At 74.0% G+C, this 26,999-nt stretch carries 16 protein-coding genes; 9 read left to right on the top strand and 7 right to left on the bottom strand.

Annotated elements, in window-relative coordinates; translation table 11 throughout:
• From BS75_RS38810 to BS75_RS45290, 5 genes are read left to right on the top strand one after another with little or no spacing between them, the layout of a single operon-like run.
• Entirely contained in the window at positions 1 to 6,591 is a 6,591-nt protein-coding gene (locus BS75_RS38810; RefSeq protein ID WP_052070267.1) for a non-ribosomal peptide synthetase, read from the top strand.
• Complete coding sequence (sbnA, locus tag BS75_RS38805; protein WP_231608021.1) at positions 6,588 to 7,577, top strand: 2,3-diaminopropionate biosynthesis protein SbnA; 990 nt, start codon at positions 6,588 to 6,590, stop codon at positions 7,575 to 7,577. Before BS75_RS38810 ends, sbnA begins: the two co-directional genes overlap by 4 nt.
• Positions 7,578 to 7,597: 20 nt before the next feature.
• A complete protein-coding gene (gene sbnB / locus BS75_RS38800; RefSeq protein WP_034091575.1) occupies positions 7,598 to 8,596 on the top strand; it encodes a 2,3-diaminopropionate biosynthesis protein SbnB in 999 nt (332 codons plus the stop codon).
• Entirely contained in the window at positions 8,590 to 9,930 is a 1,341-nt protein-coding gene (locus BS75_RS38795) for an MFS transporter (protein WP_042440797.1), read from the top strand. The genes sbnB and BS75_RS38795 overlap by 7 nt, the downstream gene beginning before the upstream one ends.
• Positions 9,902 to 11,107, top strand: coding sequence for an ATP-grasp domain-containing protein (locus tag BS75_RS45290; protein ID WP_081983044.1), 1,206 nt, complete (start codon positions 9,902 to 9,904; stop codon positions 11,105 to 11,107). Before BS75_RS38795 ends, BS75_RS45290 begins: the two co-directional genes overlap by 29 nt.
• Positions 11,108 to 11,272: 165 nt before the next feature.
• Here the strand turns inward: BS75_RS45290 and BS75_RS38785 are convergent, their stop codons facing one another.
• The 4 genes from BS75_RS38785 to BS75_RS38770 all read right to left on the bottom strand — a co-directional run bounded on the left by BS75_RS38785 (position 11,273) and on the right by BS75_RS38770 (position 16,361).
• Positions 11,273 to 13,048 carry a fatty acyl-AMP ligase gene (locus BS75_RS38785; RefSeq protein ID WP_042440796.1) on the bottom strand — a complete coding sequence of 592 codons (1,776 nt, stop codon included), beginning with the start codon at positions 13,046 to 13,048 and terminating at the stop codon, positions 11,273 to 11,275.
• 163 nt (positions 13,049 to 13,211) lie between these two features.
• On the bottom strand, positions 13,212 to 14,246 hold the full coding sequence (locus tag BS75_RS38780) for an aldo/keto reductase (protein WP_034091573.1): 1,035 nt from the start codon (positions 14,244 to 14,246) through the stop codon (positions 13,212 to 13,214).
• Positions 14,247 to 14,283: 37 nt separating this feature from the next.
• On the bottom strand, positions 14,284 to 15,285 hold the full coding sequence (locus BS75_RS38775) for a 3-oxoacyl-ACP synthase III family protein (protein WP_174515099.1): 1,002 nt from the start codon (positions 15,283 to 15,285) through the stop codon (positions 14,284 to 14,286).
• 8 nt (positions 15,286 to 15,293) lie between these two features.
• Complete coding sequence (locus tag BS75_RS38770; RefSeq protein WP_042440793.1) at positions 15,294 to 16,361, bottom strand: ketoacyl-ACP synthase III family protein; 1,068 nt, start codon at positions 16,359 to 16,361, stop codon at positions 15,294 to 15,296.
• 761 nt (positions 16,362 to 17,122) lie between these two features.
• Between BS75_RS38770 and BS75_RS38765 the strand changes: the two genes are divergently transcribed.
• A complete protein-coding gene (locus tag BS75_RS38765; protein WP_081983043.1) occupies positions 17,123 to 17,725 on the top strand; it encodes a response regulator transcription factor in 603 nt (200 codons plus the stop codon).
• A gap of 113 nt (positions 17,726 to 17,838) precedes the next feature.
• Here BS75_RS38765 and BS75_RS38760 read toward each other — a convergent pair whose 3' ends face one another.
• Positions 17,839 to 19,368, bottom strand: a complete 1,530-nt coding sequence (locus BS75_RS38760) for an AMP-binding protein (RefSeq protein ID WP_231608020.1) — start codon at positions 19,366 to 19,368, stop codon at positions 17,839 to 17,841.
• Between the two features lie 283 nt (positions 19,369 to 19,651).
• Here BS75_RS38760 and BS75_RS38755 point away from each other — a divergent pair, with 283 nt between their 5' ends.
• Together BS75_RS38755 and BS75_RS43705 are read left to right on the top strand one after the other, a co-directional pair.
• A complete protein-coding gene (locus tag BS75_RS38755) occupies positions 19,652 to 20,626 on the top strand; it encodes a hypothetical protein (RefSeq protein WP_152646338.1) in 975 nt (324 codons plus the stop codon).
• A gap of 96 nt (positions 20,627 to 20,722) precedes the next feature.
• On the top strand, positions 20,723 to 22,306 hold the full coding sequence (locus BS75_RS43705) for an MFS transporter (protein WP_231608019.1): 1,584 nt from the start codon (positions 20,723 to 20,725) through the stop codon (positions 22,304 to 22,306).
• A gap of 78 nt (positions 22,307 to 22,384) precedes the next feature.
• Here the strand turns inward: BS75_RS43705 and BS75_RS38745 are convergent, their stop codons facing one another.
• A complete protein-coding gene (locus BS75_RS38745) occupies positions 22,385 to 23,584 on the bottom strand; it encodes a cytochrome P450 family protein (RefSeq protein WP_331281462.1) in 1,200 nt (399 codons plus the stop codon).
• A 183-nt stretch (positions 23,585 to 23,767) separates the two neighbouring features.
• Positions 23,768 to 24,478 (bottom strand): ScbR family autoregulator-binding transcription factor, encoded by a 711-nt coding sequence (locus BS75_RS38740; protein WP_034091569.1) that lies wholly within the window; start codon positions 24,476 to 24,478, stop codon positions 23,768 to 23,770.
• A 580-nt stretch (positions 24,479 to 25,058) separates the two neighbouring features.
• Between BS75_RS38740 and BS75_RS38735 the strand changes: the two genes are divergently transcribed.
• A complete protein-coding gene (locus BS75_RS38735) occupies positions 25,059 to 26,954 on the top strand; it encodes an acyl-CoA dehydrogenase family protein (RefSeq protein WP_081983042.1) in 1,896 nt (631 codons plus the stop codon).
• The last annotated feature ends 45 nt before the right edge of the window (positions 26,955 to 26,999 follow it).

Here is a 26,999-nt window from a genome sequence, read left to right as displayed (position 1 = left end):
ATGAGCACCGCGCTGCAACTCAGCCGAGACATCCACGCCTTCCCCGAGCAGACCGCGTACTGGCGCTCCCGTCTGGCCGGCTGGGAGCAGCCCACCGTGCTGCCGCGCGACTTCGCGGCCCGCTCCGGCGAGGGCTCCCGCGGCCGGGTCCAGGCCCCGCTGGCGGACGGCTGCGCCGCCCGCTGCCGCTCCCTGGTCAAGGACCGGCCGGCACTGGCCCGGGTGCTGGTCGCGGCCGTGGTCGCGGTGCTCGGCGCCCGGGCCACCGACAGCGAGCAGGTGCAGGTGGTGACCGGCCACCGGCACGGCGCCGGCGAGCACGACGTGCCGTTCCCGATGGGCCTGACGGTGACCAGGCAGTCCACGCCGCGCGCGCTGCTGGCCGCGGCACGGTCCGCGTACCTGGAGGCGGGCGGACAACTGGACGTGCCGGTGGCGCACCTGACGGCCGAGGGCGGGCACCCGCCCACCGACCTGGCGGCGGGCGTCGACGGGGGCCTGTCCTGGGCGCAGGCCGAGCAGACCGGGTGCGCGCTGCTGATCGACGTGCGGCTGCGGGACGGCGAGCCGGGCCTGGTGCTGGACTACCGCGCGGACCTGTTCACCGCGGGCACCGCGCAGCGGCTGGCCGGGGCCTGCGCACGACTGCTGGACGCGGTCGTCCGCGAGCCGGACGCCCCGTTGGAGGAACTGCTGGACGCCGACGCGGCCGAGTGCGCCGCGATCGCCGGGTTCAACGCCACCGCCCGTGACTTCCCGGACGACGTCCCGCTGCACCGGTTCCTGGAGCAGCACGCGGCGCGGTCCCCGGAGGCGGTGGCGATCCGCGACGACGGCACCAGCTACGCGGAGCTGGACCGGCGCGCCAACCAGCTGGCGCACCGGCTCCGGGCCGCCGGGGTCGGTCCCGGCACGGTGGTGGGGGTGTGCCTGACCCGCTCGCCGCTGTCGCTGGCCACGATCTACGCGGTGCTCAAGGCGGGCGGCGCCTACCTGCCGATCGACCCGACGCTCCCGGCCAACCGCATCGGCTACATGCTGGAGCACAGCGGCACCCGGATCGTGGTCGGCGACGCGGCGACCCGTCAGGTCGTCCCGGCCGCAGAGGTGTTCGTGGACGCGGGCGACCCGGCGGTGTGGGCGGGCGACGCGCCCGCGCCCGAGGGCGGCGCGGGGCCCGAGGACCTGTGCTACGTGATCTACACCTCCGGCTCCACCGGCCGGCCCAAGGGCGTGATGCTGGAGCACCGGGCCGTGGTCAACCGGCTGGTGTGGATGCAGCGCGAGTACCCGCTGGGACCGGCGGACGTGATCCTGCACAAGACGCCGTTCACCTTCGACGTCTCGGTGTGGGAGATCTTCTGGTGGACACTGGCCGGGGCCTCGGTGAGCACCCTGGCGTCTGGTGCGGAGAAGGACCCGGCGGCGCTGGTCGCCCGGATCGCCGAGCACCGGGTGACCACGATGCACTTCGTGCCCTCGATGCTCCAGGTGTTCCTCCAGTACGTGGCGCGGGACACCGGTGCCCTGGCCACGCTCCGGCAGGTCTTCGCCAGCGGCGAGGCACTGGGCACCGCGCACGCCGTACGCTTCGCCGAACTACTGAGCCCGGCAGCCGAGTTGGTCAACCTCTACGGGCCTACCGAGGCGGCCGTGGACGTCACCCACTTCGCCTGCACCGAGCTGGACCGGCGGTTCGCGGTCCCGCTGGGGCGCCCGATCGACAACATCGTGCTGGGCGTGCGCACCCGGGCCGGCACGACCGCGCCGGTCGGGGTGCCCGGCGAGCTGTGGATCGGCGGGACGGGCCTGGCGCGCGGCTACCTGAACGCGCCGGAGCTGACCGCCGAGCGGTTCGTCCGGGACCCGCGGCTGCCCGGCGGGCGCGGCTACCGGACCGGCGACCTGGCCCGCTGGCTGGCGGACGGGACGCTGGAGTACCTGGGCCGGATCGACACCCAGGTGAAGATCCGCGGCTACCGGATCGAGACCGCGGAGATCGAGCACGTCGCCCAGTCGGCGCCCGGTGTCGCCGCCTGCGCCGTGCTGGCGCTGGACGACGGCGACGGGGACCGCAGCCTGTGCGCGTACGTGGTGCCGGGACCGGGCTACGACGAGGCGGCGCTGCGCCGGCGGCTGGCGGCCGAGCTGCCCTCGTACATGGTGCCGAGCTTCCTGGTCAGCGTGCCCGCGATCCCCACCACCCACAACGGCAAGCGCGACACCTCGGCCTTCCCGCCGCCGCCGCGCACGGCCGTCGGCGGCAGCGCGGGCGGCGCGCCGAGCAGCGCGACCGCGCTGCGGCTCGCGGAGATCTGGTCGCGGGTGCTCGGGGTGGAGGGCATCGGTCTCGCCGACAACTTCTTCGCCCTGGGCGGCGACTCGATCAAGATCGTGCGGGTGCTGGCCGAGGCGCAGCAGAGCGGCCTGGTCTTCTCCTTCCAGGACCTGTTCGCCCATCCCACGCTGGCCGGCCTGGAACCGCTGGTGCGGCCGGCCGACGCGGAGGCCGCGGCGGACGGCGCCGCCGACGGGGGGCCGTCCCTGCTCGGCGCCGAGGACGTGCGGCTGCTGCCGCCGGACGCCGAGGCCGCCTACCCGCTCTCCGCGCTGCAGGCCGGGCTGCTGTACGAGGTGGAGCTGACCGGGGCCCGGCCGGGGCTCTACCACGACATCGTCAGCTTCCGGATCGGCGAGCCGCTGGCCCTGGAGGCGTTCCGGGCCGCGGCGGCGGCGGTCGCGGCCCGCCACCCGATGCTGCGCACCTCGCTGCACATCGCCGGCTACAGCGAGCCGCTGCAGGTCGTCCACGCGGGCGCGCCGGACCTGGTCGAGGTGACCGACCTGTCGCAGCTGGACGAGGCGGCGCAGGAGCGGGAGCTGGCCGGCTTCTACGAGCGCGAGCCGGCCCGCGGCTTCTCCCCCGAGGAGGGCGGCCTGGTCCGGGTGCGGGTGCACCTGCTGGGCGGGCGCGGCTACCAGTACAGCCTCAGCTACCACGCGGCCGCGCTGGACGGATGGAGCGTCAGCGTGGTCCACCACGACCTGTTCGCCGCCTACCTGGCGCTGCGCGCGGGCCGCTCCCCCGAGTTCGCGCCGCTGGGCTCCGACTACCGGGACTTCGTGCGGCTGGAGCGCGCCGCGGTGGCCTCGGCGGACAGCCGCGACTTCTGGCAGGGCGTGCTGGCGGACCACCAGGGCACCCGGCTGCCCCGCTACCCCTTCGACCCGGCGGGCGCGCACGGGGTGGCGATGCACGACGTCGCCCTGGACGGCCCGGTCCCGGCCGCGGTCGGACGCCTCGCCGAGCGGCTGAACGTGCCGGTGAAGTCGGTGCTGATGGCCGCCCACGTGGCGGTGCTGGCGTTCGTCACCGGCTCGGGCGACGTGCTGACCGGCTACGAGCACAGCGGCCGCCCCGAGGTCCCCGGCGGCGACCGGATCGCCGGCCTGTTCCTGAACACCGTGCCGTTCCGGGTCCGCGCCGCCGACGGCAGCTGGGCCGACCTGGTGCGCGAGGTGTACCGCACGGAGACGGCGCTGCTGCCGCACCGGCGCTACCCGATGGGCGAGACCAAGCGGGTCAGGCAGGTCCAGGAGCCGCTGTTCGAGGCGGTGTTCAACTTCACCCACTTCCACGTCCTGGACGACCTGCGCCGCGAGCACGGCCTGCGGCTGGAGCGCAGCCGGGTCGCCAGCGAGACCGAGTTCCCGCTGCGGGCCGAGTTCTGGCAGGACGCCTTCAGCGGCGAGGTCGCGCTGTCGCTCCACTACCACCGCGACGCCTTCGCCCCCGAGCAGGTCGAGCGGATCGCCGGCTACTACCGGCGCGCCCTGGAACTGCTGACCGCCGGGCCCGAGTCCGGGTTCCGCGCGGTGACGCTGATGGACGCCGCCGAGCAGGAGCTGCTGGCGCGGGGCCTGGCCGGTCCGGTGCGCGAACTGCCCGAGGGCGGGGTGCCGGGGCTGTTCGCCGCCCAGGTCGCGGCCCGGCCGGAGGCGGTCGCCCTGCGGCACGGGGCGGACGAGCTGACCTACCGTGAGCTGGACGCCGCCTCCGCGCGGTTGGCGGGGCGGTTGCACGCGGCCGGGGTGCGGAAGGGCGCCGTGGTCGCCGTGGCGATGGACCGCGGGACCGCGTGGGCGGTGAGCGTGCTGGCGGTGCTGCGGCTGGGCGCGGTGTACCTGCCGCTGGAGCCGGCCGACCCGGCCGCGCGACTGCGGTCGGTGCTGGCCCGGTCCGGCTGCCGCCATGTGCTGATCGCCGCCGGGCACCACGACGCCCCGTCCGGGGCGGCGACCGCGACCGGGACGGCGGCCGAAGCCGCCGGTGGCGGGCCGGGTGCCGCAGTGCTCTGCTTCGAGGAGCTGATGGCCGGTCCGGCCGGGCCGGCCGTTCCCGACGCTCCGGCGGACCCGGACGCCCCGGCGTACCTGATCTTCACCTCCGGTTCGACCGGCGAGCCCAAGGGCGCGCTGATCCACCACCGGGGCCTGCTCAACCATCTGCTCGCCAAGATCGACGACCTGGGGATGACGGCCGAGGACGTGGTGGCGCAGGTCGCCACCCAGTGCTTCGACATCTCCGTGTGGCAGCTGCTGTCGGCCTGGCTGGTCGGCGGGCGGACCCTGGTCATGGACGCCGAACTGGTGACCGACCTGCCCGGCTTCGCCCGGGCGCTGCAGGACGAGGCCGTCAGCGTGCTGGAGGTGGTGCCCTCGTTCCTGGACGCGCTGATCGGCGAACTCGACGACCGACCGCGCGCGCTGCCCGCGCTGCGCTGGAACCTGGTGACCGGTGAGGCCTTCCCGCCCGCGCTGTCCCGGCGCTGGTTCGAGCGCCACGACGTGCCGCTGGTCAACGCCTACGGGCCGACCGAGACCTCCGACGACGTCACCCACCACGTGCTGACCGGCCCGGCGGTCGGGGACCGGGTCCCGGTGGGCCGCCCGATCGCCAACACCAACATCCACATCGTCGACCCGGAGGGCCGGCCCGTCCCCTTCGGCAGCTACGGCGAGATCCTGGTCACCGGCACCGGCGTGGGCCTGGGCTATCTCAACGACCCCGGGCGCACCGCGCCGGTGTTCGTCGCCAACACCCTGGACTCGCTGCCCTCGGTCGGCGGGCGGCTCTACCGCACCGGCGACATCGGGCGCTGGCTGCCCGGCGGGGTGCTGGACTGCGCCGGGCGCCGCGACCAGCAGACCAAGCTGCGCGGCTTCCGGATCGAGCTGAGCGAGGTCGAGGGCGCGCTGGCCGCGCTCAAGGGGGTGGACCACGCCGTGGCGCTGGTGCACCGCGAGGGCGGCCGCGACCGGCTCGCCGTCTGGTACACCGGCACCGCCGAGCCCGACGCACCGGCCCTGGGCGCCGAACTGGCCCGCACCCTCCCCCGCTACATGCTGCCGGACGTCTTCGAACGGCTGGACGCCTTCCCGGTGACCCGCAACGGGAAGGTCGACCGCGCGGCGCTGGGCCGCCGCCCGCTGTCCGCCGGGCGCCCGGCGGCGGCCGAACCGCCCGCCGACCCGGCCGAGGCGGCGATGGTCGAAGCGTTCGCCGAGATCCTGGGCCTGCCCGTGGACAGCGTCCCGGTCACCGCCGGCTTCTTCGGCCTCGGCGGCCACTCGCTGGCCGCGATGCGGCTCGCGGCCCGGCTGCCCGGGGTGACCCTGCGCGACGTGGTCGCGCACCCGACCGCCCGGGCCCTGGCCGCCCTCGCCGCCGCGGCCGACCCCGACGACGGGGCCGCAGCGGCGGCCGGCGCCCCGGCGGGGCGCGGCGGGCCGCTCACCGACCTGACCGCGGCCGGCCCGCGGCAGCCCGGCACCGCCGCCGCCCTGGCCGCGCCGGTGGCCACGGTCGTGTGCTTCCCCTTCGCCGGCGGCACCCCCGCCAGCTACCTCCAGCTCACCGGTGCCCTGCACCGGGCGGGCGCGCCGGTACGGGTGCTGGCCGCCGACTACGGCGACGCCCTGGCCGAGGGCGCCGACCCGCGGCAGCTGGCCGGGGCGATCGCCGACCGCACCGCAGGACCGCTGGTCCTGCTGGGCCACTCGGCGGGCGCCGCACCGGCGTTGGAGACCGCGTTCGCGCTGCGCCGCAGCGGCCGCGAGCCGGCGCACGTCTTCGTCGTCGCCTCGCTGCTGCGCTCCGACCACCCTGCGGAGCCGGACCCCGAGCGGGCCCTGCGGAGCAGCGACGAGGAGGTGTGGCAGTGGCTGGAGGAGCACACCGGCCTGGCGGCGGCCGGGCTGCCGCCCGCCGAACGGCGGCGGCTGGCCCGGGACTTCCGGCGCGACTCGGCCGCCTCGGCCCGCTCCTGGGCCCGGCTGCCGGAGACCGCGTCGGACACGGCGCCGGACGGCTCGACCGGCACCGCGACCGGCACCGCGCTGGACTGTCCGCTCACGCTGCTGCTGGCCGCGGATGATCCCCTCACCCGCGGCCACGAGCGGCATGTGCACCGCTGGGCCCGCTACACCGGCGAGTTCGGCATGAGCATCGCCGGCCACGGCGGCCACCACCTGAACACCAGCCGACCGGACTTCCTGGCCGAGCAGATACGAAAGGCGGTCTGCCCGTGAGGGCACAGGGTGCATACGAGCTGGGGGCGACCCACGCCTTCCTCGAACTGCCCGGCTTCGCAGCGGGATTCTCCACCCACCTGAAGCTGGAGGGACTCAACCCGACCGGGTCGATCAAGCTCAAGGTGGCCCGGGCGATGGTGGAACGGGCCGAGGCCGACGGCGTCCTGCCGCCCGGGTCGCGGCTGATCGAGTCGACCTCGGGCAACCTGGGCATCGCGCTGGCGTCGGTGTGCGCGGCCAAGGGCCACCAGCTGTCGGTGATCACCGACCCGAACGCCAACGAGCACAGCATCCGGTTCATGCGGGCGCTGGGCGCCGAGGTGACGGTGGTGACCGAGCAGGACGCCAACGGCGGGTTCCTGCAGACCCGGCTGCGGCTGCTGCACCGACTGCTGGCCGAGGACCCGGCGCTGGTGTGGCTCAACCAGTACACCAACCCGGCCAACCCGGGCGCCCACCGCGACGGCACCGCCGCCGAGATCTTCCAGGGCTTCGGCGAGCCGGACTGGCTGTTCGTCGGCACCGGCACCAGCGGCACGCTGATGGGCTGCGTGGAGTACGTGCGGCGGGCGGGCGCCTCGACCCGGGTGGTGGCCGTGGACACCCTGGGCTCGGTGACCTTCGGCGGGCCGCCGGGACGCCGGTGGATCCCGGGGCTGGGGTCGAGCCGGCGGCCGGAGATCTACTGCGACGACGGCTCCTTCGACAAGGTCCTGGTCGAGGAGCGGGACACCGTGCTGATGTGCCGTCACGTGGCACGGACGTACGGGCTGCTGCTCGGCGGCTCGACCGGGACGGTGCTGGCCGGACTCCGGGCCATGCGCGGGGCGGTCGAACCCGGCAGCACCGTGCTGGCGATCGCCCCCGACCTGGGCGACCGCTACCTGGACACCGTGTACGACGACGACTGGGTGCTGGCGCGCTTCGGCGCGACGGACCCGGCGGCGCTGCTGGACATCGAAACCACAGGGGCACAGGTATGACGAAACGTGAGGGGGAAGTGATGGCAGGGTTCTCGGTCCTGGGCGGCAACGACGTCCACGCGCTGCTGGACGGGCGCGAGAAGGACGTCGTGGAGCAGGTGCGCGCGGCCTATCTGACGCACCACGCGGGCGACAGCGTCAACCCGGACAGCTACTTCCTGCGCTTCCCGGAGAAGCCGGACGCGCGGATCATCGCGCTGCCGGCCTACCTGGGCGGCGAGGTCGGGCTGGCGGGCATCAAGTGGATCAGCAGCTTCCCCGGCAATGTCGCCCGGGGCGAGCCGCGGGCCTCGGCGGTGCTGGTGCTGAACGACTACGCCACCGGCCGGCCGATGGCGCTGATGGAGGCGGCCGGGATCAGCGCGGCCCGCACCGCGGCCTCGGCCGCGCTGGCCTGCACGACGCTGTCCACCGCCGTGCCCGCCTCGGTGGGCGTGGTCGGCGGCGGGGTGATCGCGCGCACGGTCCTCCGGTACCTGCACGCGGCCGGTGTGCCGCTCGCTCAGGTCCGCTGCCACGACCTGGACCCGGCCTCGGCCGAGGCGCTGACCGGCCACCTGCGCGAGCGCTACGGCTCCGACGCCCGCCGGGGCGGGCTGGAGGAGGCGCTGGACTGCGACCTGGTGCTGCTGGCGACCACCGCGCCGGTCCCGTACGTGTCGCCGGAGCACCGGTTCCGGGTCGGGCAGCTGGTGCTGAACATCTCGCTGCGGGACCTGGCGCCGCAGACCCTGCTGGCGGCCGAGAACGTGCTGGACGACGTCGAGCACTGCCTGAAGGCCGACACCTCCCCGCACCTGGCCGAACAGCTCACCGGCGGGCGGGAGTTCGTCACCGGCACGCTGGCCGGGGTGCTGCTGGGCGAGGTCGCGCCGCGCGCGGACCGGCCCACCGTCTTCTCGCCGTTCGGCCTGGGCGTGCTGGACCTGGCGGTCGGTCACTGGCTGTACCGGCAGGCGCTGCAGGAGGACCGGCTGATGCAGCTGCCCGGCTTCTTCGGGGAGACGAGGCGGTGGTGAGCCGGCGAGGCGCAGCGGACGGCGCGGACGGCGGGCGGTTCGCCGCGCTGGCGGTGGCGCGGGCGACCAGCTGCGCGGGCTTCTTCGCGGTCCTGCCCTACCTGGGACTGTGGCTGGTGGAGGACCGGGGGTTCTCCGGCGGCCGGGCCGGGCTGGTGGTCGGCGCGTGCATCCTGGCCAACCGGGCCGGTGCGGTGCTGCTGGTGTCGCTGATCCACCGACTGGGCCTCAAGTCCTCGGTGGTGACCGGCTACCTGGGCGCGGTGGTGGTGTTCACCCTCCTGGGGACGGGGCTGCGGCTGCCGTTCCTGGGCTGGTTGGCGCTGGCCGCGCTGGTGGGCCTGTGCCTGGCGATGTCGACCACCGCGATGAAGGCGATGGTGGCCGCTTTCCCGGCGGAGCAGCGGCTGCGCGGGTTCAGCTACCTCAACATGGCCGTCAACGCCGGGTCGGCGGTGGGCCCGGTCATCGGCGGCCAGCTGCTGGACTGGCACGCCGGGCTGCCGCTGGCGGCGGCCGCGCTGCACCTGGTGGCACTGGCGGTGGCGCTGGCCCTGCCCGGCGGCTGGCGTCCCTCGCCGACCCCGCCCCCGGCCGGCCCGGCCGCCGGGAGCGGACGGGCGCGGCGGCTGCTGCCGCAGCGCGCGCTGGTGCAGTTCTCGCTGCTGGCCTGCGGGACCTGGCTGGCGTACGCGCAGGTCATGGACGTCCTGCCGGCCTATCTGGGCAGTGCGGTCAACGCCCGTGACCTGGGCCTGGTGTTCACCCTGAACGCGGTGATGGTGGTCGCGTTGCAGGTGCCGGTGTCCTGGGTGTCCCGCCGGGTGCTGGACCGCCCGCGCGGCGGCTTCGGCCCGCTGTGGGCGGCGGCCGGCGCCGTGCTGGCGGTGTCGGTGCTGCTGTTCGCGTTCGGCCGCTCGGCCGGCCTGGGCCTGGTGCTGGCGGCGATGGTGCTGTTCACCCTGTCCGAACTGGTCTGGAGTCCGCTGTACGACGCCCAGATCAGCGAGCGCCGCGGCGCGCTCTCGCCGCTGGCGGCCTACGCGCTGGCGGGAGTGGCGTCGGGGGCGGCCGAGTCGGTGGGCGCCTGGCTGGGGACGCTGCTGGTCGTCCACCGCCCCGGGACCGGGTCGGTGTCCTCCGCGGCGCCGTACTGGGGCGCCGCCGCGCTGGCCCTGGCGACCGGCGCGGCCATGTGGTGGACCGGGCGCGCGCCCTCGGGCGGCCGCCCCTCCACCCACCAACCACCACCGGCAGTAGCAGGAGCCGAGACCGAGGCGGAAGAAGAAGGAGAGGGGAACGACCATGACGTGGATGTGTCTGCTCGGGCCTAGTCCCGGCGGTTCCAGGGCGATCGCGCTGCACGGCCACCGGCCGGTGGTGCTGGTGACGCCGGGTGTGGCGGTGCCGCACGAGGTGGCCGCCCACGCCGAGCGCGTCGTCTTCTGCCCGATCACCGACCACGATGCCGTCGCGGCGGCGGTGGACCGGCTGATCGCCGAACTGGGGCCGCCGCGGCTGGTGGTGTCCTTCACCGAGTACGCGCAGGAGGTCTGCGCCCGGATCGCGACCGACCTGGGACTGCCCTCCGTCTCCCCGGCCGCCGCCGCGGCCGCCCGGGACAAGGCGGTGATGCGCGGCCTGCTCGCGGACACCCCCTACGCCTGGCGCCACGCCTCCGGCACGGCCGAGGACGTCGCCGCCGCGGTGCGCGGCGAACCGGACGGGGTGCGGTGGATCGTCAAGCCGGTCGACGGGGCGGCCAGCGCCGGCGTCGCCGCGCTGCGCTCGCACGCCGACCTGGCCCGCTGGCTGGCCGGTCCCGGAGCCGCCGCCGGGCCCCGGTGGATCGTCGAACACGCCGCAGGCGGACCGGAGTTCAGCGTCGAGGCGGTCAGCGGGGCGGGTCGGCACACGGTGCTGGCGATCACCGCGAAGCAGACCACCGGCAGCCCCGGCTACGTGGAGACCGGCCACCTGGTCCCGGCCCCGCTGGCGCCCGGCGACGCCGACCGGCTGCGGGAGGCGGTGCACTGCGTCCTGGACCGGCTGGGCATCGACTACGGCGCCAGCCACACCGAGCTGCGGCTGGACCCGGTGCACGGGCCCGTCGTGATCGAGACCCACACCCGCGTCGGCGGCGACTGCATCCCCGAGCTGGTCGAACTGGCCACCGGCCAGGACCAGTACGAGCGCGCCGTGGCGGCCCTGCTGGGCGCCGACCCGGCCCTGGCCGTGGCGCCGGTCGCGGCGGCGGCGGCGATCAGCTTCGTGCTGCCGCCCGCCGCCGGCACCCTCACCGCGCTCGCCCTGAGCGCCGCGGACGGGGTCCTGCGCTGGGAGTTCGACCGGCTGCCCGGCGCGGCCGTCGCGGAGCTGGGCAGCTCCGAGGAGCGCATCGGCTACGCGATCGCGCTCGGCGCCGATGCGGTGGAGGCGATGGAGGCCGCCGCCAAGGCGACCGCCGGCGTCCACCTCGAAGTCTCTCCTCCCTCCGGCTGCTACCGCTGACGGTGTTGCGGACACCGTCGCGAACGCGGCCGGGCGGTGCGGCCGGCGCCCCCTGCGGGGTGCCGGCCGCACCGCTGTCCGGGCCCGGTCACGGCCGCGCCGCCACCGGCGCGGGTCAACCCCCGCGCCGGTGCCGCGCAGCGGGCCGTCACGCCTGCCCGGCCGTCACGCCTGCCCGGCAGCCGCGGCGGTCAGGTCGGCCAGGTCGCCGTTCTCGTAGCGCCGCTTGCAGGCGCGGCGCCGCACCTTGCCGCTGGAGGTCCTGGGCACCGCCCCGCGCCGCACCACCAGGACCTGGTCCGGGGTGATCCGGTGCCGGTCGCGCACCGCGTCGTGCACCCGGCGGCCGATGGCCCCGGCGCCCAGCGAGTCGAGCAGCCGGCCGTCGGCCTCGATGACGACCACCAGCCGTTCGCGTTCGCCGTCCGCGCAGGAGAACGCCACCGCGCAGTTCGGGTGCGCGCCCGGCACGGCCTGTTCGGCGGAGAGCTCGATGTCCTGCGGGTAGTGGCTCCGGCCCTTGCGGACGATGACGTCCTTGACCCGCCCGGTGACGTACAGCTCGCCGTCCAGGACGAAGCCCAGGTCGCCGGTGCGCAGATGGCCCTCGTCGGTGGGGCGGGCGCCGGCGAGCTGGGCGCGGAAGGTCTCCTCGCTGGCGGCGGGGCGGCCGAAGTAGCCGTCGGCGACGCAGGGGCCGTTGATCCAGATCTCGCCGACCTGGCCGTCGGGCAGGGCCCGGTGGGTGGCCGGGTCCACGATCCGGATCCGGGTGCGGCCGACCGCCGCGCCGTTGCCGACCAGCGGCACCGCGCCCTCGGTGCGGTCGGCGACGGGTTGGGCGTGGCCTTCGCGCAGCGCCTCGGCGGACAGCCAGAGGACGGCGGGCTCGCGCTCCTGGCTGCTGCCGGTGGCCTTGAGGGTGTTCTCCGCCAGGCCGTAGCCGGGGCACATGGCACGCGGGTCGAAGCCGTGGGCGGCGAAAGCGTCGGCGAAGGAGCGGATGGTGGCCCAGCGCACGGGTTCGGCGCCGTTGACGGCCACCCGCCAGCCGGACAGGTCGCCCACCGCGTCGGCCTCGCCCTCGGCGGCGGCGCGGGCGCACAGCTCGTAGGCGGAGCTGGGCGCGGCGGCGTGGGTGCCGCCGAACCGGGCGATGGCCTCCAGCCAGCGGGCCGGGCGGCTGGTGAACGCCTCCGGGGCCATCAGGTAGGAGGGGATGCCGGCCCACAGCGGCAGGACGACACCGAAGAGCATGCCCATGTCATGAAAGAGCGGCAGCCAGGTCACCGCGGTGCCGTCCGGCCCGCACGGCCACAGCTGGTCGGTCTCCACCGCGCTGGCGAGGAAGTTGGCATAGCTGACGACGACGCCCTTGGGGTCGCCGGTGGAGCCGGAGGTGTACTGGAGCAGCGCGATGTCGCGCGGACCCGCCGGCGTGGGCGCGCCCGCGTCCGCGGCGTCCGCGCCGGCGGTGAAGGCGTCGCCGTCGGTGGCCAGCAGGGTCAGCCCGGTCAGGGCGGGCAGGCCGCCGAAGCGCTCCTCCAGCTCACGGGCGGTCTCGGCGGTGGTCAGTACGGTCGAGGTGCCGGCGTCGTCGGCGATCCGGCGCAGCCACTCCACCTCCTCGCGCCGCCGGGGCACCTGGACCGGGGCGCCGGCCACCCGGGCGTACATGCAGCCCAGCAGGGTGCGGACGAACTCCAGGCCCGAGGGGTACAGCAGGACGGCGCTGCGGCCGGCCAGGCCGACCGCCGCCAGGGCCACCGCCCGGCGGCCGGCGTCGGCGTGCAGTTCCCGGTAGGTGAGCGTCTCCTGCGGTTCCTCGCCGTCGTGCAGGAAGACGTAGGCGGTCTCGTCGGGCTGCCTCTCGCTGCGCAGCCGCAGGGCCTCGGGAAGGGTGCGCACGTCAGCGGTCGCTTGCGGCCCGTTGGCTGTCACGGTCGGATCTCCTCGTGGGCTGGGGGTAGCGGACGGGGTGTCACATCGCGCGTCGTGCGGCGGTGCCGGCGTGTCCGGTGCGGTCGAGGGTGGGCTCCGGAGGGTGCTCCGGGGCGGTGCGGGCCCGCGCGGGGCGCTCCGGCGGCACGGAGCGCCCCGCGCCTCAGACCAGCGGCGGGTTCAGTGGGGTGAACCCGCGCAGCCGGTAGTACATCTGGTACGGGTAGGGCGGGGTGACCTCGCTGACCTTGTCCAGCCGGGCCAGCTGCTCGCTCTCCAACTGCCAGCCGACCGCGCCCAGGTTGTCGCGCAACTGCTCCTCGTTGCGGGCGCCGATGATCACCGTGGCCACCGTGGGCCGGGTCAGCAGCCAGTTCAGGGCGACCTGGGGCACGGTGCGGCCGGTCTCGGCGGCCACGTCGACCAGGACGTCGACCAGGTCGTAGAGGCGTTCGTCGTCGATCGGGGGCGCGGCCGAGGCGGTCCTGTGCAGCCGGCTGGAGGCCGGGAGCGGCTGCCCGCGGCGGACCTTGCCGGTCAGCCGGCCCCAGCCCAGCGGGGACCACACCACCGCGCCGACACCCTGGTCGTGGGCGAGCGGCATCAGCTCCCACTCGTAGTCGCGTCCCGCCAGGGAGTAGTAGACCTGGTGGGCGACGTAGCGCGGGAAACCGGAACGGTCGGCGGCGGCGAGGGACTTCATCAGTTGCCAGCCGGCGAAGTTGGAGGCCCCGACGTAGCGGATCTTGCCGGCCCGGACCAGGTCGTGCAGGGCCGCCAGGACCTCGTCGACCGGGGTTCCGGCGTCGAAGGCGTGCAGCTGGAACAGGTCGATGTGCTCCACGCCCAGGCGGCGCAGCGAGCCCTCGACGGACCGGATCAGCCGGGAGCGTCCGGTGCCCATCTGCCAGGGGTCGGGTCCGGTGGCGGTCCCGGCCTTGGTGGACAGCAGGACCTTGTCGCGGCGGCCGGCCACGGCCGCGCCCAGGAGCTCCTCCGAGAAGCCCTCGGAGTAGACGTCGGCGGTGTCGAACATGGTCACCCCCGCGTCCAGGCAGAGGTCGACCAGGTTGCGGGCCTCCTTGAGGCCGGTGTCGCCCCAGGCGCTGAACAGGCTGCCGCGGCCGCCGAAGGTGCCGGCGCCGAAACTCAGCAGCGGGACGTGCAGGCCGGAGTTGCCCAGCCGTCGGTATTCCATGGTCGTCTCCCTTGCGACGGTTGCGGCGGTTGCCCGGTCACCACTGGACCAGCGCGAAGCTGATCGACATCCCGCCGCCCATGCCGACCAGCAGCACCAGCTCGCCCGGGCGCAGGGCCCCGGAGCGGGCCGCGCGGTCCAGGGTCAGCGGGACCGAGGCGGCCCCGGTGTTCCCGTACTCGTGCACCGTGCGGTGCACGGTGGCGGCCGGCAGGTCCAGCAGCGGGCCCATTTCGTCGAGCATCATGCCGTTGGCCTGGTGCGGGACCACGTGGGCGATGTCGGCGGGCAGGACCGCGTTGTCGTGCAGGAACTGCTTGGCCAGTCCGGGCACGTTGCCCATGAAGAACTCGCGGACCGAGCGGCCGTCCATGGTGAAGTACTGCAGGCCGGCGTCGTGCGCGGCCGGGTCGTAGGGCCGGCGGCTGCCGCCCGCCGGGACCCGGATCAGGTCGGTCAGGCCGCTGTGGATGTGGAAGGCCGAGGCCCGGATCCCGCGTCCGGACCCGGCGGCGGCCGGGCCGACGACGACCGCGCCGGCCCCGTCGCCGAACAGGATCACCGAGCGCCGGTCGCCCCGGTTCAGGATCCGCGAGTAGGTGTCGGCGCCGATCGCCAGCGCGTACCCGCCGCTGCGGGCGACCAGCGCCTGGGCCGCGTCCAGCGCGGACATGAAGCCGGCGCAGACGGCGTTCACGTCGAACACCGACACCGCGGTCCTCGCCCCGCCCAGGTTCCGGTGCACGAACGCCGCCGTCGCCGGCTGCTGGTGGTCCGGGGTCGAGGTGCCCACGACGATCGCGGACAGCTGGTCGGCCGCGATCCCGGCGGCCTCCAGCGCCCGGCGGGCGGCGCCGGTGGCCAGGTCGGAGGTGGCCTGCTGTGGCTCGGCCCAACGGCGTTCGCGGATACCGGTCTTGCGGACTATCCAGGTGTCGTCGACGCCGGCGGGCGCGCCCACCTCGGCGTTGGACATCACCCGGTCCGGGACGCAGGACCCGGTGCCGAGGATCGCGACGGGTGCCACCTGCAGGTTCATCGACGGCCTCATTCCGCGATGTCGGCGGGCAGGGGGAAGTCCGTGGTCAGCTCGCCCCACTGCGGGACCGTCTCGATCTCGACGACGGCGACGGTCAGCGAGTAGCCGCCGCCGGCGCCGATCAGCAGCACCTGGTCGCCCGGCCGCACCGCCTCGGTCTCCACCAGGCGGGCCACTCCGGCGGTCAGGTCGCCGGCGCCCAGGTGCCCGGTGTACCGGCCCCAGTCCATCAGCGAGCGCTCGGGCGTGATGCCGAGCGGCTTGAGGAACTGCACGGCCATCAGTTCGTGTCCCAGATTGGGCATCAGGATCTTGGCGAAGTCGTCCAGTTCGCGCCCGGTGGCGGCCAGGACCTGTCCGACGAGTTCGACCAGGGCCTCCTCGCAGCGCAGCAGCACCGACTCCTTCCCGACCTCCTCCAGGTAGGACTTCTTGGGCGCGCGCAGGTCCTCGACCTCGGCCTGGGAGGAGGTGGTGAACGGGTGGCTGCCGCGGTGCAGCGGTTCCAGCGAGGCGTCGGTCAGCGACTCGACGGCGTGGATGCGGGCGAAGCCGCCGGTGGTGGACAGGACCATGGCGGTGGCGCCGTCGCCGCAGACGATGCCGTAGGCGCCGCGCCAGCGGTCGAAACCGGGCAGGCAGAACCGGTCCGAGGTGGTGATCAGGGCGCTGGTGCCGCGGCCGGACTGGAGCCGGGAGGCGGCCAGGTCGAGGGCGACCATGCCGCCGTTCGACAGCTGCTGGATGTTGACCGCGAAGGCGCCGGTGATGCCCAACTCGCGCTGGACGTAGGGGGCCGACGTCCAGCCGTAGTCGCGGCCCTGGTGGTAGATCGAGGCGTGCGCGACCATGTCGACCCGGTCGCCGACGATGTCGGCGGCCCGGTCCAGGGCCCGGCGCGCGGCGGCCGCCGCCATGTCCGGGACCGATACGTCGTCCCCGGCGACCGGCAGGCAGAGAATGTTGTTGACCTTCAGATCGTTGTCGGTGTACTTGCCGTCGACGACCGCTTCCTGCGCGGATTCCGCGGGCGGAATCCAGGCTGCGGCCGACGCGATGTAGATGGGGGTGTTCATCTTCGAAGCCCTCCGAGTTCGTGGCCCGACGAGCAGACGGCGCCCGGCGCCGGGAATCCCGATCGGTCCGGTTGTGGCGGCGCCGGGGCGCGGACGGCGGTTCAGAACCACCAGGTCGCGGGTGTGAAACGCATGGTTGCGGAGCCCCGGCCGCCGGACAGCCCCACTCGACTGCCCGTGCGCCCGTTCAAGAGCGCCTCAACGGAATCTAGCCCATTCCGCGTGCAGCCGTCCCACCCGTTCGTACGTGAATTTCTCACGACTCGTCATTAGCACTGCACGTTTACCGGGTCCATTGGTCGGCCCGGGCGGCGCGGTCGCAGCCGCACGGCGATTCCGGCCGGCCGGGGCGTTCAACTGGCCGCGTCGCAACAGTTGAACGCCCGTGCCCGGGGCGGCCGGCCCGGCCGCGTGGTGCGCCGGGGCGCCGGGGCGCCGCCCGCCCCTGCCCCGCGCCCGAGGCGGGGGTCCGACCTGGGAGGTCGACAACGGACCGGCGGCGCTGTTAATTTCGGAATGCGTTCGGAAACCCCTTCCGGTACGACGCACCGGCGGCGCTGGACACGGTCGCCCACGACCGCGCCGGGCCGTCCCTCCCCGGCGCGGTCGTCCCGACTCCCGCCGCCCCGAGCGCCGTCCCCGTCCTGCCCGGCAGGAGGCGGGAGGACCGCGCCGCAGCGAATCTATAGACGCCGTACATACTTCACCCAGTCGAGCTGCCCCAGAATGACGGAATTCGAGGATCTACCCAGGGGGCTCGCGTGGGAATCGATGTATTGGTGTCCGACGACTTGCATCTGTCCCGTTTCTCGCTCGCCGCACTGCTCGAGCAGCACGAAGGGATTCGGGTCGTCGGATCCGTGGACAGCAACTTCGATGCGCTGGAGTTCGCCGAGCAGCACCGACCGGATGTAGTGATCATCAGCTTCGAGGGTGAGGAAAATGACGCGATCGCAATTTCCGAGAAGATTGCGCACCTGGGCTGCCGGAGTATCCTGCTCACCACCACCGTGGCCCGCCCCGTCGTGCGGCAGGCCTTCGCCGCCGGAATCGGCGGGGTGGTCGAGCGCAGCATGCCGCCGCGGCAGTTCTTCGAGGCCATCCGGCGGGTGCACCAGGGCGAGCGGGTGTTCGACATGGAGTTCACCGTGGCCGCGCTCAGCAACAGCGACTGCCCGCTGAGCCGGCGGGAGTTCTCCGTGCTGGAGCACGCCTCCCGGGGCGACACGGTGGTGGAGATCGCGGCGCGGATGCACCTGTCCCAGGGGACCGTGCGCAACTACCTCTCCTCCATGGTGGCGAAGCTCGGGGCGCGCAACCGGATCGACGCCCTGCGGATCGCCCGGGACGCGCGCTGGATCTGACCCCCGGCCCCAGGATCCCCGATACCCCCGGCCCGGGCCCCGGACGACCGGCCCGGGTCGGCGCCGGGGCGCCCGCCCGGGCCGGGGCGGGGCGCAACGCGACCGGGGCGGGGTCAGTTGACCTCGCGGTCCCGGCCGGTCCAGTACGGTTCGCGCAGCCGGTACTTCTGGATCTTGCCGGTGGCGGTGCGCGGGATGCTCTCCCGGAACTCGACGGACGTGGGCGCCTTGTAGCCGGCCATCCGCTGCTTGCAGTGCGCGATGATCTCCGCCTGGTCCGCCTCGGCGCCCGGCGCCAGCACCACCAGCGCCTTGATGGTCTCGCCCCACTTCTCGTCCGGCACGCCGATCACGGCGACCTCGGCGACCGCGGGGTGGCTGAAGACCGCGTCCTCGACCTCGATCGAGGAGACGTTCTCCCCGCCGGTGACGATGACGTCCTTCTTCCGGTCCGAGATCGTCAGGTGGCCGTCCGCCGGGTCGATCGAGCCGCCGTCCCCGGTGTGGAACCAGCCGTCCTGCAGCGCCTCGGCGGTTTCGCGCGGGCTGTCCCAGTAGCCGGCCAGGACCACGTTCGAGCGGGCCAGGACCTCGCCGGAGTCGGCGACCCTGAGCTTCACACCCAGCGCGGGCAGCCCCGCGCGCGAGAGCCGGCGCGCCTGCTCGTCGGCCGGCAGCGCCTCGTCGCCCGGGCGGGCGCGGTTGAACGTCAGCAGCGGCGAGGTCTCGGTCAGGCCGTAGATCTGGGTGAACTCCCAGCCCAACTCCTCGCGCACGCGCTGGATGGTGCGGCTGGGCGGCGGCGCGCCCGCGCACACGATCCGCACCCGGTCGCGGCCGGGGACCTCGCCGGACCAGTCGGCGGCCGCGTCCAGCACCGCGTTCCAGACCGCCGGCGCCCCGCACATCAGCGTCACGCCGTGCTCCTGGACCCGGCGCAGGATCTCGGGCCCGTCGACCTTGCGCAGGACCACCTGCTTCACGCCCAGGCCGGCCGCCGCGTACTGCATGCCCCAGCCGTTGCAGTGGAACATCGGCAGCGTGTGGAGGTAGACGTCGCGCTCCCAGACCCGGGTGTGCAGGGCCAGCGTCAGCGCGCTCACCCAGATGTTGCGGTGCGTCAGCTGCACGCCCTTGGGCCGGGCCGTGGTCCCGGAGGTGTAGTTGATCGTCGCGGTGGCGTCCTCGTCGGGCTCGGCCCACGGCCGGGGCTCGACGCCGTGGCGCATCAACTCGGACTCGGTCTGTTCGCCCAGCACGAACCGGTGGCGGGCGGTGACCTGCGCCAGCGCCGCGTCCAGCTCGGGGTCGACCAGCAGCACCGACGCGCCGCTCTGGCGGACGATGTAGTCGACCTCGCCCGGCCGCAGACGGAAGTTGACCGGCACGCAGATCCGGCCGCTCATCGGGACCGCGAACAGCAGTTCCAGCAGCCGCGCCGAGTTGTGGCTGACCACCGCGACCCGTTCGCCCGGCCCCACTCCCAGCGCGTCCAGCCCCGCCTGCCAGGCCCGCACCCGCTCGCCCAACTGCCCGTAGGTCAGCGCGGGCACCGGCGACGCCGGCTGGACCGGCTCGTCCACCACGCCCGGGGCGGTCGCGAACCCCAGCTCCGCACGTTCCAAGAAATCCGCGACGGTCATCGGAACCCGCACATCGCCTCCCCGTTCGCCGAAACAAATCGGGAAATGTATAGCACTGTACCGCAGGCTGCGCACCCCCTCCGGGCCGGCTGCGCCGGCGTGCGGAACGCACGGGCGCGCATGCGGAATTAATATTCTGTCGGCCGTCGCCCGACTACTAACGTCGAGACCGTTCCGCGGATTCCGAGCGGTATCCGGCGGGACCCCTATTCTGGAGGGCTGGGCCGTGCCGCACCGAACTGTCGCCCCGGGGACTGCGACCCCGGAAAGAACCTGGGAAACGGTGGCGGATTCCATAGAATTCATACCCGACCGGTACGCCGAGCGGACCCGCCCCGAAAGCGTGGCGCAGGAGCTGCTCGGCTGCGGCGCCACCGATATCGACCGCCTCACCGGCGCGGGCCTGCCGTTCGAGTTCCGTTCGGGCGTGCGCCACTTCGACGTGAACGACCTGTACAACCTCGGCATGCACTCGGGTCGCGGCACCACCCGGCCCGAGCTCGCCCTCCGCATGCTGTTCCGCTTCGCCGCCCGCCCGGTCGAGGAGCTGCTGTGCGAGCGGACCTGGGACTTCCGGGTCCGTCTCGACTGCCCCGACTGCCAGGGTCCGGCGCCCTGGCGCTTCGCCGCCCCCGACCCCGCCCGCTTCGGCGGGCGCCTGGACGGCGGGGCGCCGCCCGCGCCGGGCGCGGACTCGGCCCGCTACGCGGCCACGGTCACCACCACCGGCACCCGCTCCCCCCTGTGCTCGCCCACGCTGCGGGAACTGACGACGGAGCACCTGTCCGCCGGCTACCGCTGGCAGCTGATCCCGGTCGCCATGCAGAGCGACTACCGCCTCGTCCACTCCCTGGGCGTGACCAGCTGCATCGCGGCCAGCCTGCTGCTGGCCGAGCGGTTCCGCGCGGCCGGCTACCGGGCCGAGGCCCGGCGCGGCTGGTTCTGCGGTGTGCTCGGCGGCGCCCTGGACCTGCCGCACGCCTGCGTGGAGGTCCAGGACGACGACGGCGCGCTCCGGACCGTCGACATCGCCAAGGCCCAGCTGGCCGCGCGGCTGGCGCCGGGCACCGCCGACTTCCAGGAGCTGTGCCTGGGCTCGGCGCACAACAGGATGATCCCCTCCACCGCTGCCGGCGGAGAGCCCTTCGCCCGCCACGAGTGCGGTTCGCCGCAGCCGGTCCAGGTCCACGCGGACATCCGATCGACAGGTCGGTCGACAGGTCGGTCGGCTGGCTCCCCACCGCGTGACCGCCGGTAACCGACCCGCACGACCGATCCGGGGCGATTACTACCGGTTTCACGGCTATTGTCGGCTTCTGAGACCCCCTCACCGAAGACGGGAGAGCCGAGCAGCGTGGGCGTTCTGCAGTCGGGGCCCGCCCGGCGGATCAAACGCTGCAGCCCGGTGTGGGCCGCCGCGGCGACGGCGCTACTGCTGGCCACCCTCTGGGCCCGGTACCTGGCGGGCGTCGGCGGCGACCTCGCCGCGCAGTGGGCCTGGGCCGACTTCGCGGCCCGGCACCCGGGCTCGGCCTACGACCTGGCCTGGTACGGCGGCGCCTACCCCGCCTCGTACAGCCTGCTGACGCCCTATCTGATGGCCCTCCTCGGGGTGCGCACCCTGGCCGTGGGCGCGGCCACGGCCTCGGCCGCGCTGCTCGCCCTGCTGGTACGACGCTCCCCACTGGAGCGCCCGCTGCCGGTCGCCCTGTGGGGGGCCTTCGCCCTGACCTGCAACATCGCCGCCGGACGGGTGACCTTCGCCCTGGGCCTGGCCTTCGGCCTGGCCGCGGTGGCGACGGCGACCGGCACACCGCGGCGCCCCGGGTGGCCGCGGACCGCGAGCGCCGCCCTGCTGGCCCTGCTGGCCACCTCCGGCAGCCCGGTGGCCGGGCTCTTCGTCGTGACCGTGGCGGCCGCGCTGCTGCTGACCGGCCGACGACGGGCCGGCTGGGCGCTGGCCGTCCCGCCGCCGCTGCTGGTCCTGCTCACCACACTGCTGTTCCCCTTCGACGGGATCGACCCGATGGAGACCTCCACGGCGGTCTTCTGCCTGGCCAGCGCGGCCGCCGTCGCCCTGCTCAGCCCGCGCGACTGGCGGACCGTCCGCGCCGCCGCCGCGGTCTACGCCCTCGGCACGGTGCTGACCTGGGCGCTGTCCACCCCGATCGGCAGCAATGTGCAACGGCTGGCGCTGATCTTCGGCAGCGTGGTCCTCCTGGCCGCGCTCGGCGCCCGCACGGCACGTTCCGGGAGCCGGACCCTGCGCGGGCTCGCCGTCCCGCTCGCCGCCTTCGCCGCGACCGCCTTCTGGCTGGTCAACGCCGACCTGCTGAACGGGGTCGCGCCCTCCTCGGCCCACCAGGCCACCGGGCTCACCGCCGAGCTCCGCCGGCTCCACGCCGACCGGGGCCGCCTCGAAGCCGTCCCGATGCGCAACCACTGGGAGTCCTGGGGCCTGGTCGGCTCGGCGGACCTGGCCCGGGGCTGGAACCGCCAACTCGACCTGCGCCGCAACCCGCTCTTCTACCAGGGCGCCCTCACCCCCGCCAGCTACCACGCCTGGCTCCAGCTCTGGGCCGTGCACTACGTCGCCCTGTCCACCGCCCCGACCGACACCGCCGGGGACGACGAGGCCGCCCTGGTCCGGACACGGCCCGCCTGGCTGCAGGAGATCTGGCACGACCCCTCCTGGCGGCTCTACCGCGTCACCGATCCGCTCCCGCTGGCCGAGCCGCCCGCCACCGTCGACCACGCCGACGCCGCCGACGTGCAGCTCACCCTCGCCCGCCCCGCCCGGGTGCTCGTCCGCATCCCCTGGTCGACCTGGCTGGCCGTCCACGGACCAACCGGCGCCCGCCTCGCTCCGGAGGGGGACTGGACCCGGCTGGACGCCCCCGCACCCGGCCGCTACCTGATCGACGCCCCCTACCCCTGACGGTCCCGACAGCGCCGCCCCGCCGCCCCGGGACCGGGACGACGGGGCGGCACAGGTCGGCCGGTCAGTCGGCCGGGGTCAGTCGGCCGGGGTCAGCAGTACCGGCAGTTCCCGGTAGGAGTTCATCAAGAAGCTCTCCATCGGCCGCAGTTCGCCCGGCTCGCAGGCCAGCCGCATCCGGGGGAACCGCTCGAACAGGGCGGCGAAGGCCAGCGTGGCCTCCGCCTCGGCCAGCGGAGCACCCATGCACCGGTGCGTGCCGTGCCCGAAGCCCAGCAGGTCGCGGTCCTTGCGCAGGACGTCGAAACGGTCCGCGTCCGGGCCGTAGAGCTCGGGGTCCAGACCCGCCGCCGCGAACGACACCAGGATCGGGTCGCCCTTGGGTATCAGCACCCCGTCCAGGTCGATGTCCTCCACGGCGAACCGCATCGGCGAGTACGCACCGGGCGTGTGCACCCGCATGGCCTCGTCGCACACGTCCTGCCAGGTGGCCTGCCCCGACAGCACCAGGTCCAACTGCCCGCGGTCGGTCAGCAGCGCGCCCACCGCATTGGTGATCAGCGCCGCCGTCGTGTCCTGGCCGCCGGCGATCATCAGGAACAGCGTGCCCAGCAGTTCCTCCTCGCTCAACCGGTCCTCCTGGTCGCGCGCGGCTATCAGCAAGGACGTCAGATCGTCGCCCGGCTCGGCCCGCTTCGCCGCGACCAGCGCCGCCAGCAGCCCGAACGCCTCCATCCGCGCCGCCTCGATCTCCTGTCCCGAGACCGTGGTACCGAAGACCTTGTGCAGGGCCACGCACAGCGCATCGGTCGCGGCGCCCTGCGGCACCCCGAACAGCTCGCAGATCACCCGCATCGGCAACAGTTCCGCGAAGGCCGTCCGCAGGTCCACCGGCCCCTCGGTCCCCGCGGCCGCCAGACCCTCCAGCAACTCGGCCGCGATCTCCGCGACCCGCGGACGCAACGCCTCGGTACGCCGCGCGGTGAACGCCGCCGCGACCAACCGGCGCAGCCGGGCATGGCTGCTGCCGTACGCGAACAGCATGTTCTCGTTGGCCACCCACGGATACAGCGGCCACTCCTCGGTGATCCGCCCCTCCACGAACGCCGGCCAGTGCTGCCGCGCGTCCTTCGACACCCGCGGGTCCGTCAGCAGCCGCTCCACGTGCCGCTGCCCGACCACCGCCCAGGCCACCACGCCGCCCGGCAACTCCACCTGCACCGCCGGGCCCTCCGAGCGCAGCAACGCCCCCTCCCCCGGCAGGTCACGTCCTGACACGTCCAACACATAAGGACACGCACTCGTCTTCATCGCCGTCACTCCCCAGTAGGAAACCGAACGAAAACCGCGCTGTACCCGCAGGGACCAGTCCCCGCCCGCAGAGCCTACGACCATGCACCGGTGTAGACCCACTCCCACCGACCGCACCAGCCGTGCGACGGTGTCCCGGTCGACGGGTCGTCAGCCGACCGGACCCGCCTGTTCGGCGGCCGGGTCCCGTTCGAGCTCCCCGCCCCCGTCGCGCAGCTTCAGCGCCGCCTCGTACACCCGGGTGCCGCGGTCGGCAGCCATGTCCAACTGCGCCAGCACCGCCGGGACCGCGATGCTCGCCATCAGGTGCCGCTGCAGGTCCGACACCCGCTCCGGCAGGTCGACATGATCGGTCATCACCTTGGACAGCACCTGCACACCGGTGAACGCCCCGACGAACATCCGCGCCGCAGCCGACACGTCGATGTGGGTCAGCAGTTCGCCGTTCTCCTTCGCCCGCCCCAGGACTTCCATATTCCGCTCGATCCACCCGCACATCGGCACCCGCCGGTCCAGGCCGTCATTGGGGGCGCCCTGGTCCACCGTCAACCGGACGCTCCCCCGCACCACCGGATCGCCCACCGACAACAGGTGGGCCAGCAGAAATGCCTCGTCCAGCCCCTGCTGGAGCATCAAATCCTGCCGCGGCGGGGCCGGCAGCGCCGCCAACTGCCCCGCCAGCACCCCCTGTGCCAGCTCCGCCTTCGACGCGAAGTGGAAGTACAACGACCCCTTCGTGGCATTCGCCCGGTGCAGGATCTCCGAAATCGTCGCCGCCTCGTACCCGACCTCGGCAAAAACCGCAGCGGCCGCTACAAGGATCGCCCGCCTCGTCCTGACGGCCCGTTCCTGAAGCGCCACTGCACACCTCCGAGTCAACTCAACCGACACAAGAAATAAACCAACTGGTTCGTATCCATCCGCGAACAACCGACACGAGACCCCTGCTGGCTACGGGCTTCGTAGCAAACCCATCAATGAATACCATGAACCGCATCGAAACAAAAACGGCACGCGCGGTATATTCTCATCAGAAGCAACCCCACCCGACTCCCACTGCACTCCCCCTTCCCCACACGCAACATCCGCACCAGCCCTGGACCGGCAGCCGGGCCGGGGCCGCAGGCCGCCCGCACCCGCCGCACAGACCGCCCGGAGCGCCCGCTCCCGCACTGCGGACAGATTAGTTGATCCGGCGCAACGACCAGCCCGCACAACGGACATGGGGCGCCCGGCCGCGCCGGGAACCGGAGGCGGAGCCGCACCTCCCGACGCCCGCCCGGCGGACCGTCCGAGCCCCACCACCGGGCTCGACCGCGGGGCGAGCGGCGCCCGAGTGAAGGCAGTCCGTTTTCTTACTTGAAAAGAAAACCGGCGGCCCGGTATCTTCTTGCTCGCTGCACGTCCCAACCCACGGATCTGCAACACGGGGGAGAGACTCATGACCCTTCTGGCCACCCAGCCTGCCAACCGCGCCGAACCCGACTGCGCCGAACCCGACCATGCCGAGCCCGACCGCACCGAGCCCGCGGACGCCGAGCCCGCGGCGGAGCGGACGGCCGCCCGCGAGCTGGCCCGGCTGCTCTTCGGCCGGGGCAGCGAGCGCGAACGCGTCCACGGCACCTGGCGCCGTCTGATCAGCGATCCCACGTTCCGCCACAGCCCCGACCGTACCCCGGCCGAGCAGTCCGCCCGCTCCTACGAGTGGCTGCACCTGGTGAACGACACCCTGGACGAGCCCGAGCACCTCGCCGCCGACCCCGCCCTCCTGGCCGGTCTGCACGAGTGGGCCGCCATCGTCGAGGGCGGCGGCGGCCTGTGCACCGTCGCCAGCATTCACTACAACCTCTTCCTCGGCAGCCTGTTGGACCACGACCACGACCACCGCCGTGACCTGGACCAGTACACCGCCATGCGCCGGATAGGCACCTTCCTGTGCACCGAGGTCGACCACGGCAACGACGCCGCCCATCTGGAGACCACCGCCGAACTCGACCGGGAGACCGGCGGATTCACCCTCCACACGCCGCACCCCGGCGCCCGCAAGTTCATGCCCAACACCAGCTCCACCGGCGGCCCCAAGTCGGCCGTCGTCGCCGCCCGCCTGCTCATCGACGGCCGCGACCAGGGCGTCTACCTCTTCCACACCCCCCTCAGCGACGAACACGGCCACCTTCCGGGCGTCCAGGTGCACCAGCTGCCGCTGCGGCCGGACGCCCCGGTCGACCACTGCCTCACCGCCTTCCACCACCTGCGGCTGCCTCCCGAAGCCCTGTTGCAGGCCGACCACGGCCGGCTCGCCGCCGACCACACCCTCACCAGCAACCTCGGCAACCGCCGCAAGCGCTTCCTGCACTCCATCGCCCGGGTCACCACCGGCAAGCTCTGCATGAGCGCCGCCGCCGTCGGCGCCTCCCGCGCCGCCCTCGCCATCGCCGTCCACTACGGCCAGAACCGCCGCACCACCGGGCCGCGCCCCGACCAGCACAGCCCGGTCAACACCCACCGCACCCACCACGCCCGGCTGCTCACCCAGCTCGCCACCGCCTACGCGATGACCTTCCTGCACCGCAGCGTCCTCCACGCCTGGGCCCAGCACACCCCCCACAACCGCACCGACACCGAGCACCAGGTCGCCACCGCCAAGGCGTGGATCACCTGGAACGCACGCACCATCGCCACCGAGGCCCGCGAACGCTGCGGCGCCCAGGGCCTGATGCCCGCCAACCACCTGGCCTCGCTCGCCCCCTACATCGAGGGCACCATCACCGCCGAGGGCGACAACCTGCTCATCTCCACCAAGGCCGCGGCCGAACTGCTGCTCCAGCACCCGACCACACCGCCACCGTCCACCCCCACGCCGACCACCACCGACCACCTCAACGACCCCCACCACCTCCGCTCCCTCCTCGCCCACGCCGAGGCCATCTGGCGCAACCGGGCCCGCGCCGCCCTGCGCCACAATCCGCCCAACTCCCCCCAGGCCCGCTGGAACCAGACCTCCACGGCCGCCCTGACCATGCTCGACCTGCACACCACCCTCCACGCCACCGACGCCTACCTCACCGCCCTCGACACCCTCGCGCCGAGCACCCACACCCACCGCCTGCTCAAGCAGCTCTGCACCCTGTTCCTCCTCGACCAACTCCACCACCACGCCGCCGACCTGCTGGCCGACCAGCACCTCACCGGCCAGCAGGTCCACCACCTCCCCACCCTCACCGACGCCCTCCACAACGACCTCGCCCCCCACCTGACCACCCTGGTCGACGCGTTCGACCTGCCCCACCCCTACCTGAACAACATCCCCATCGCCCGGGGCAACAGCGCCGACTGAGCAGCACCCGGGCTGTCCACGACCACCGCTCCGGGCTCGCTCTCC

Origin of the sequence: Streptacidiphilus albus JL83 (assembly GCF_000744705.1) — a bacterium.
Classification (GTDB): domain Bacteria; phylum Actinomycetota; class Actinomycetes; order Streptomycetales; family Streptomycetaceae; genus Streptacidiphilus; species Streptacidiphilus albus.
Note: the sequence above shows the minus strand (reverse complement) of the source record. Positions and strands in the feature narration are given on the sequence as shown.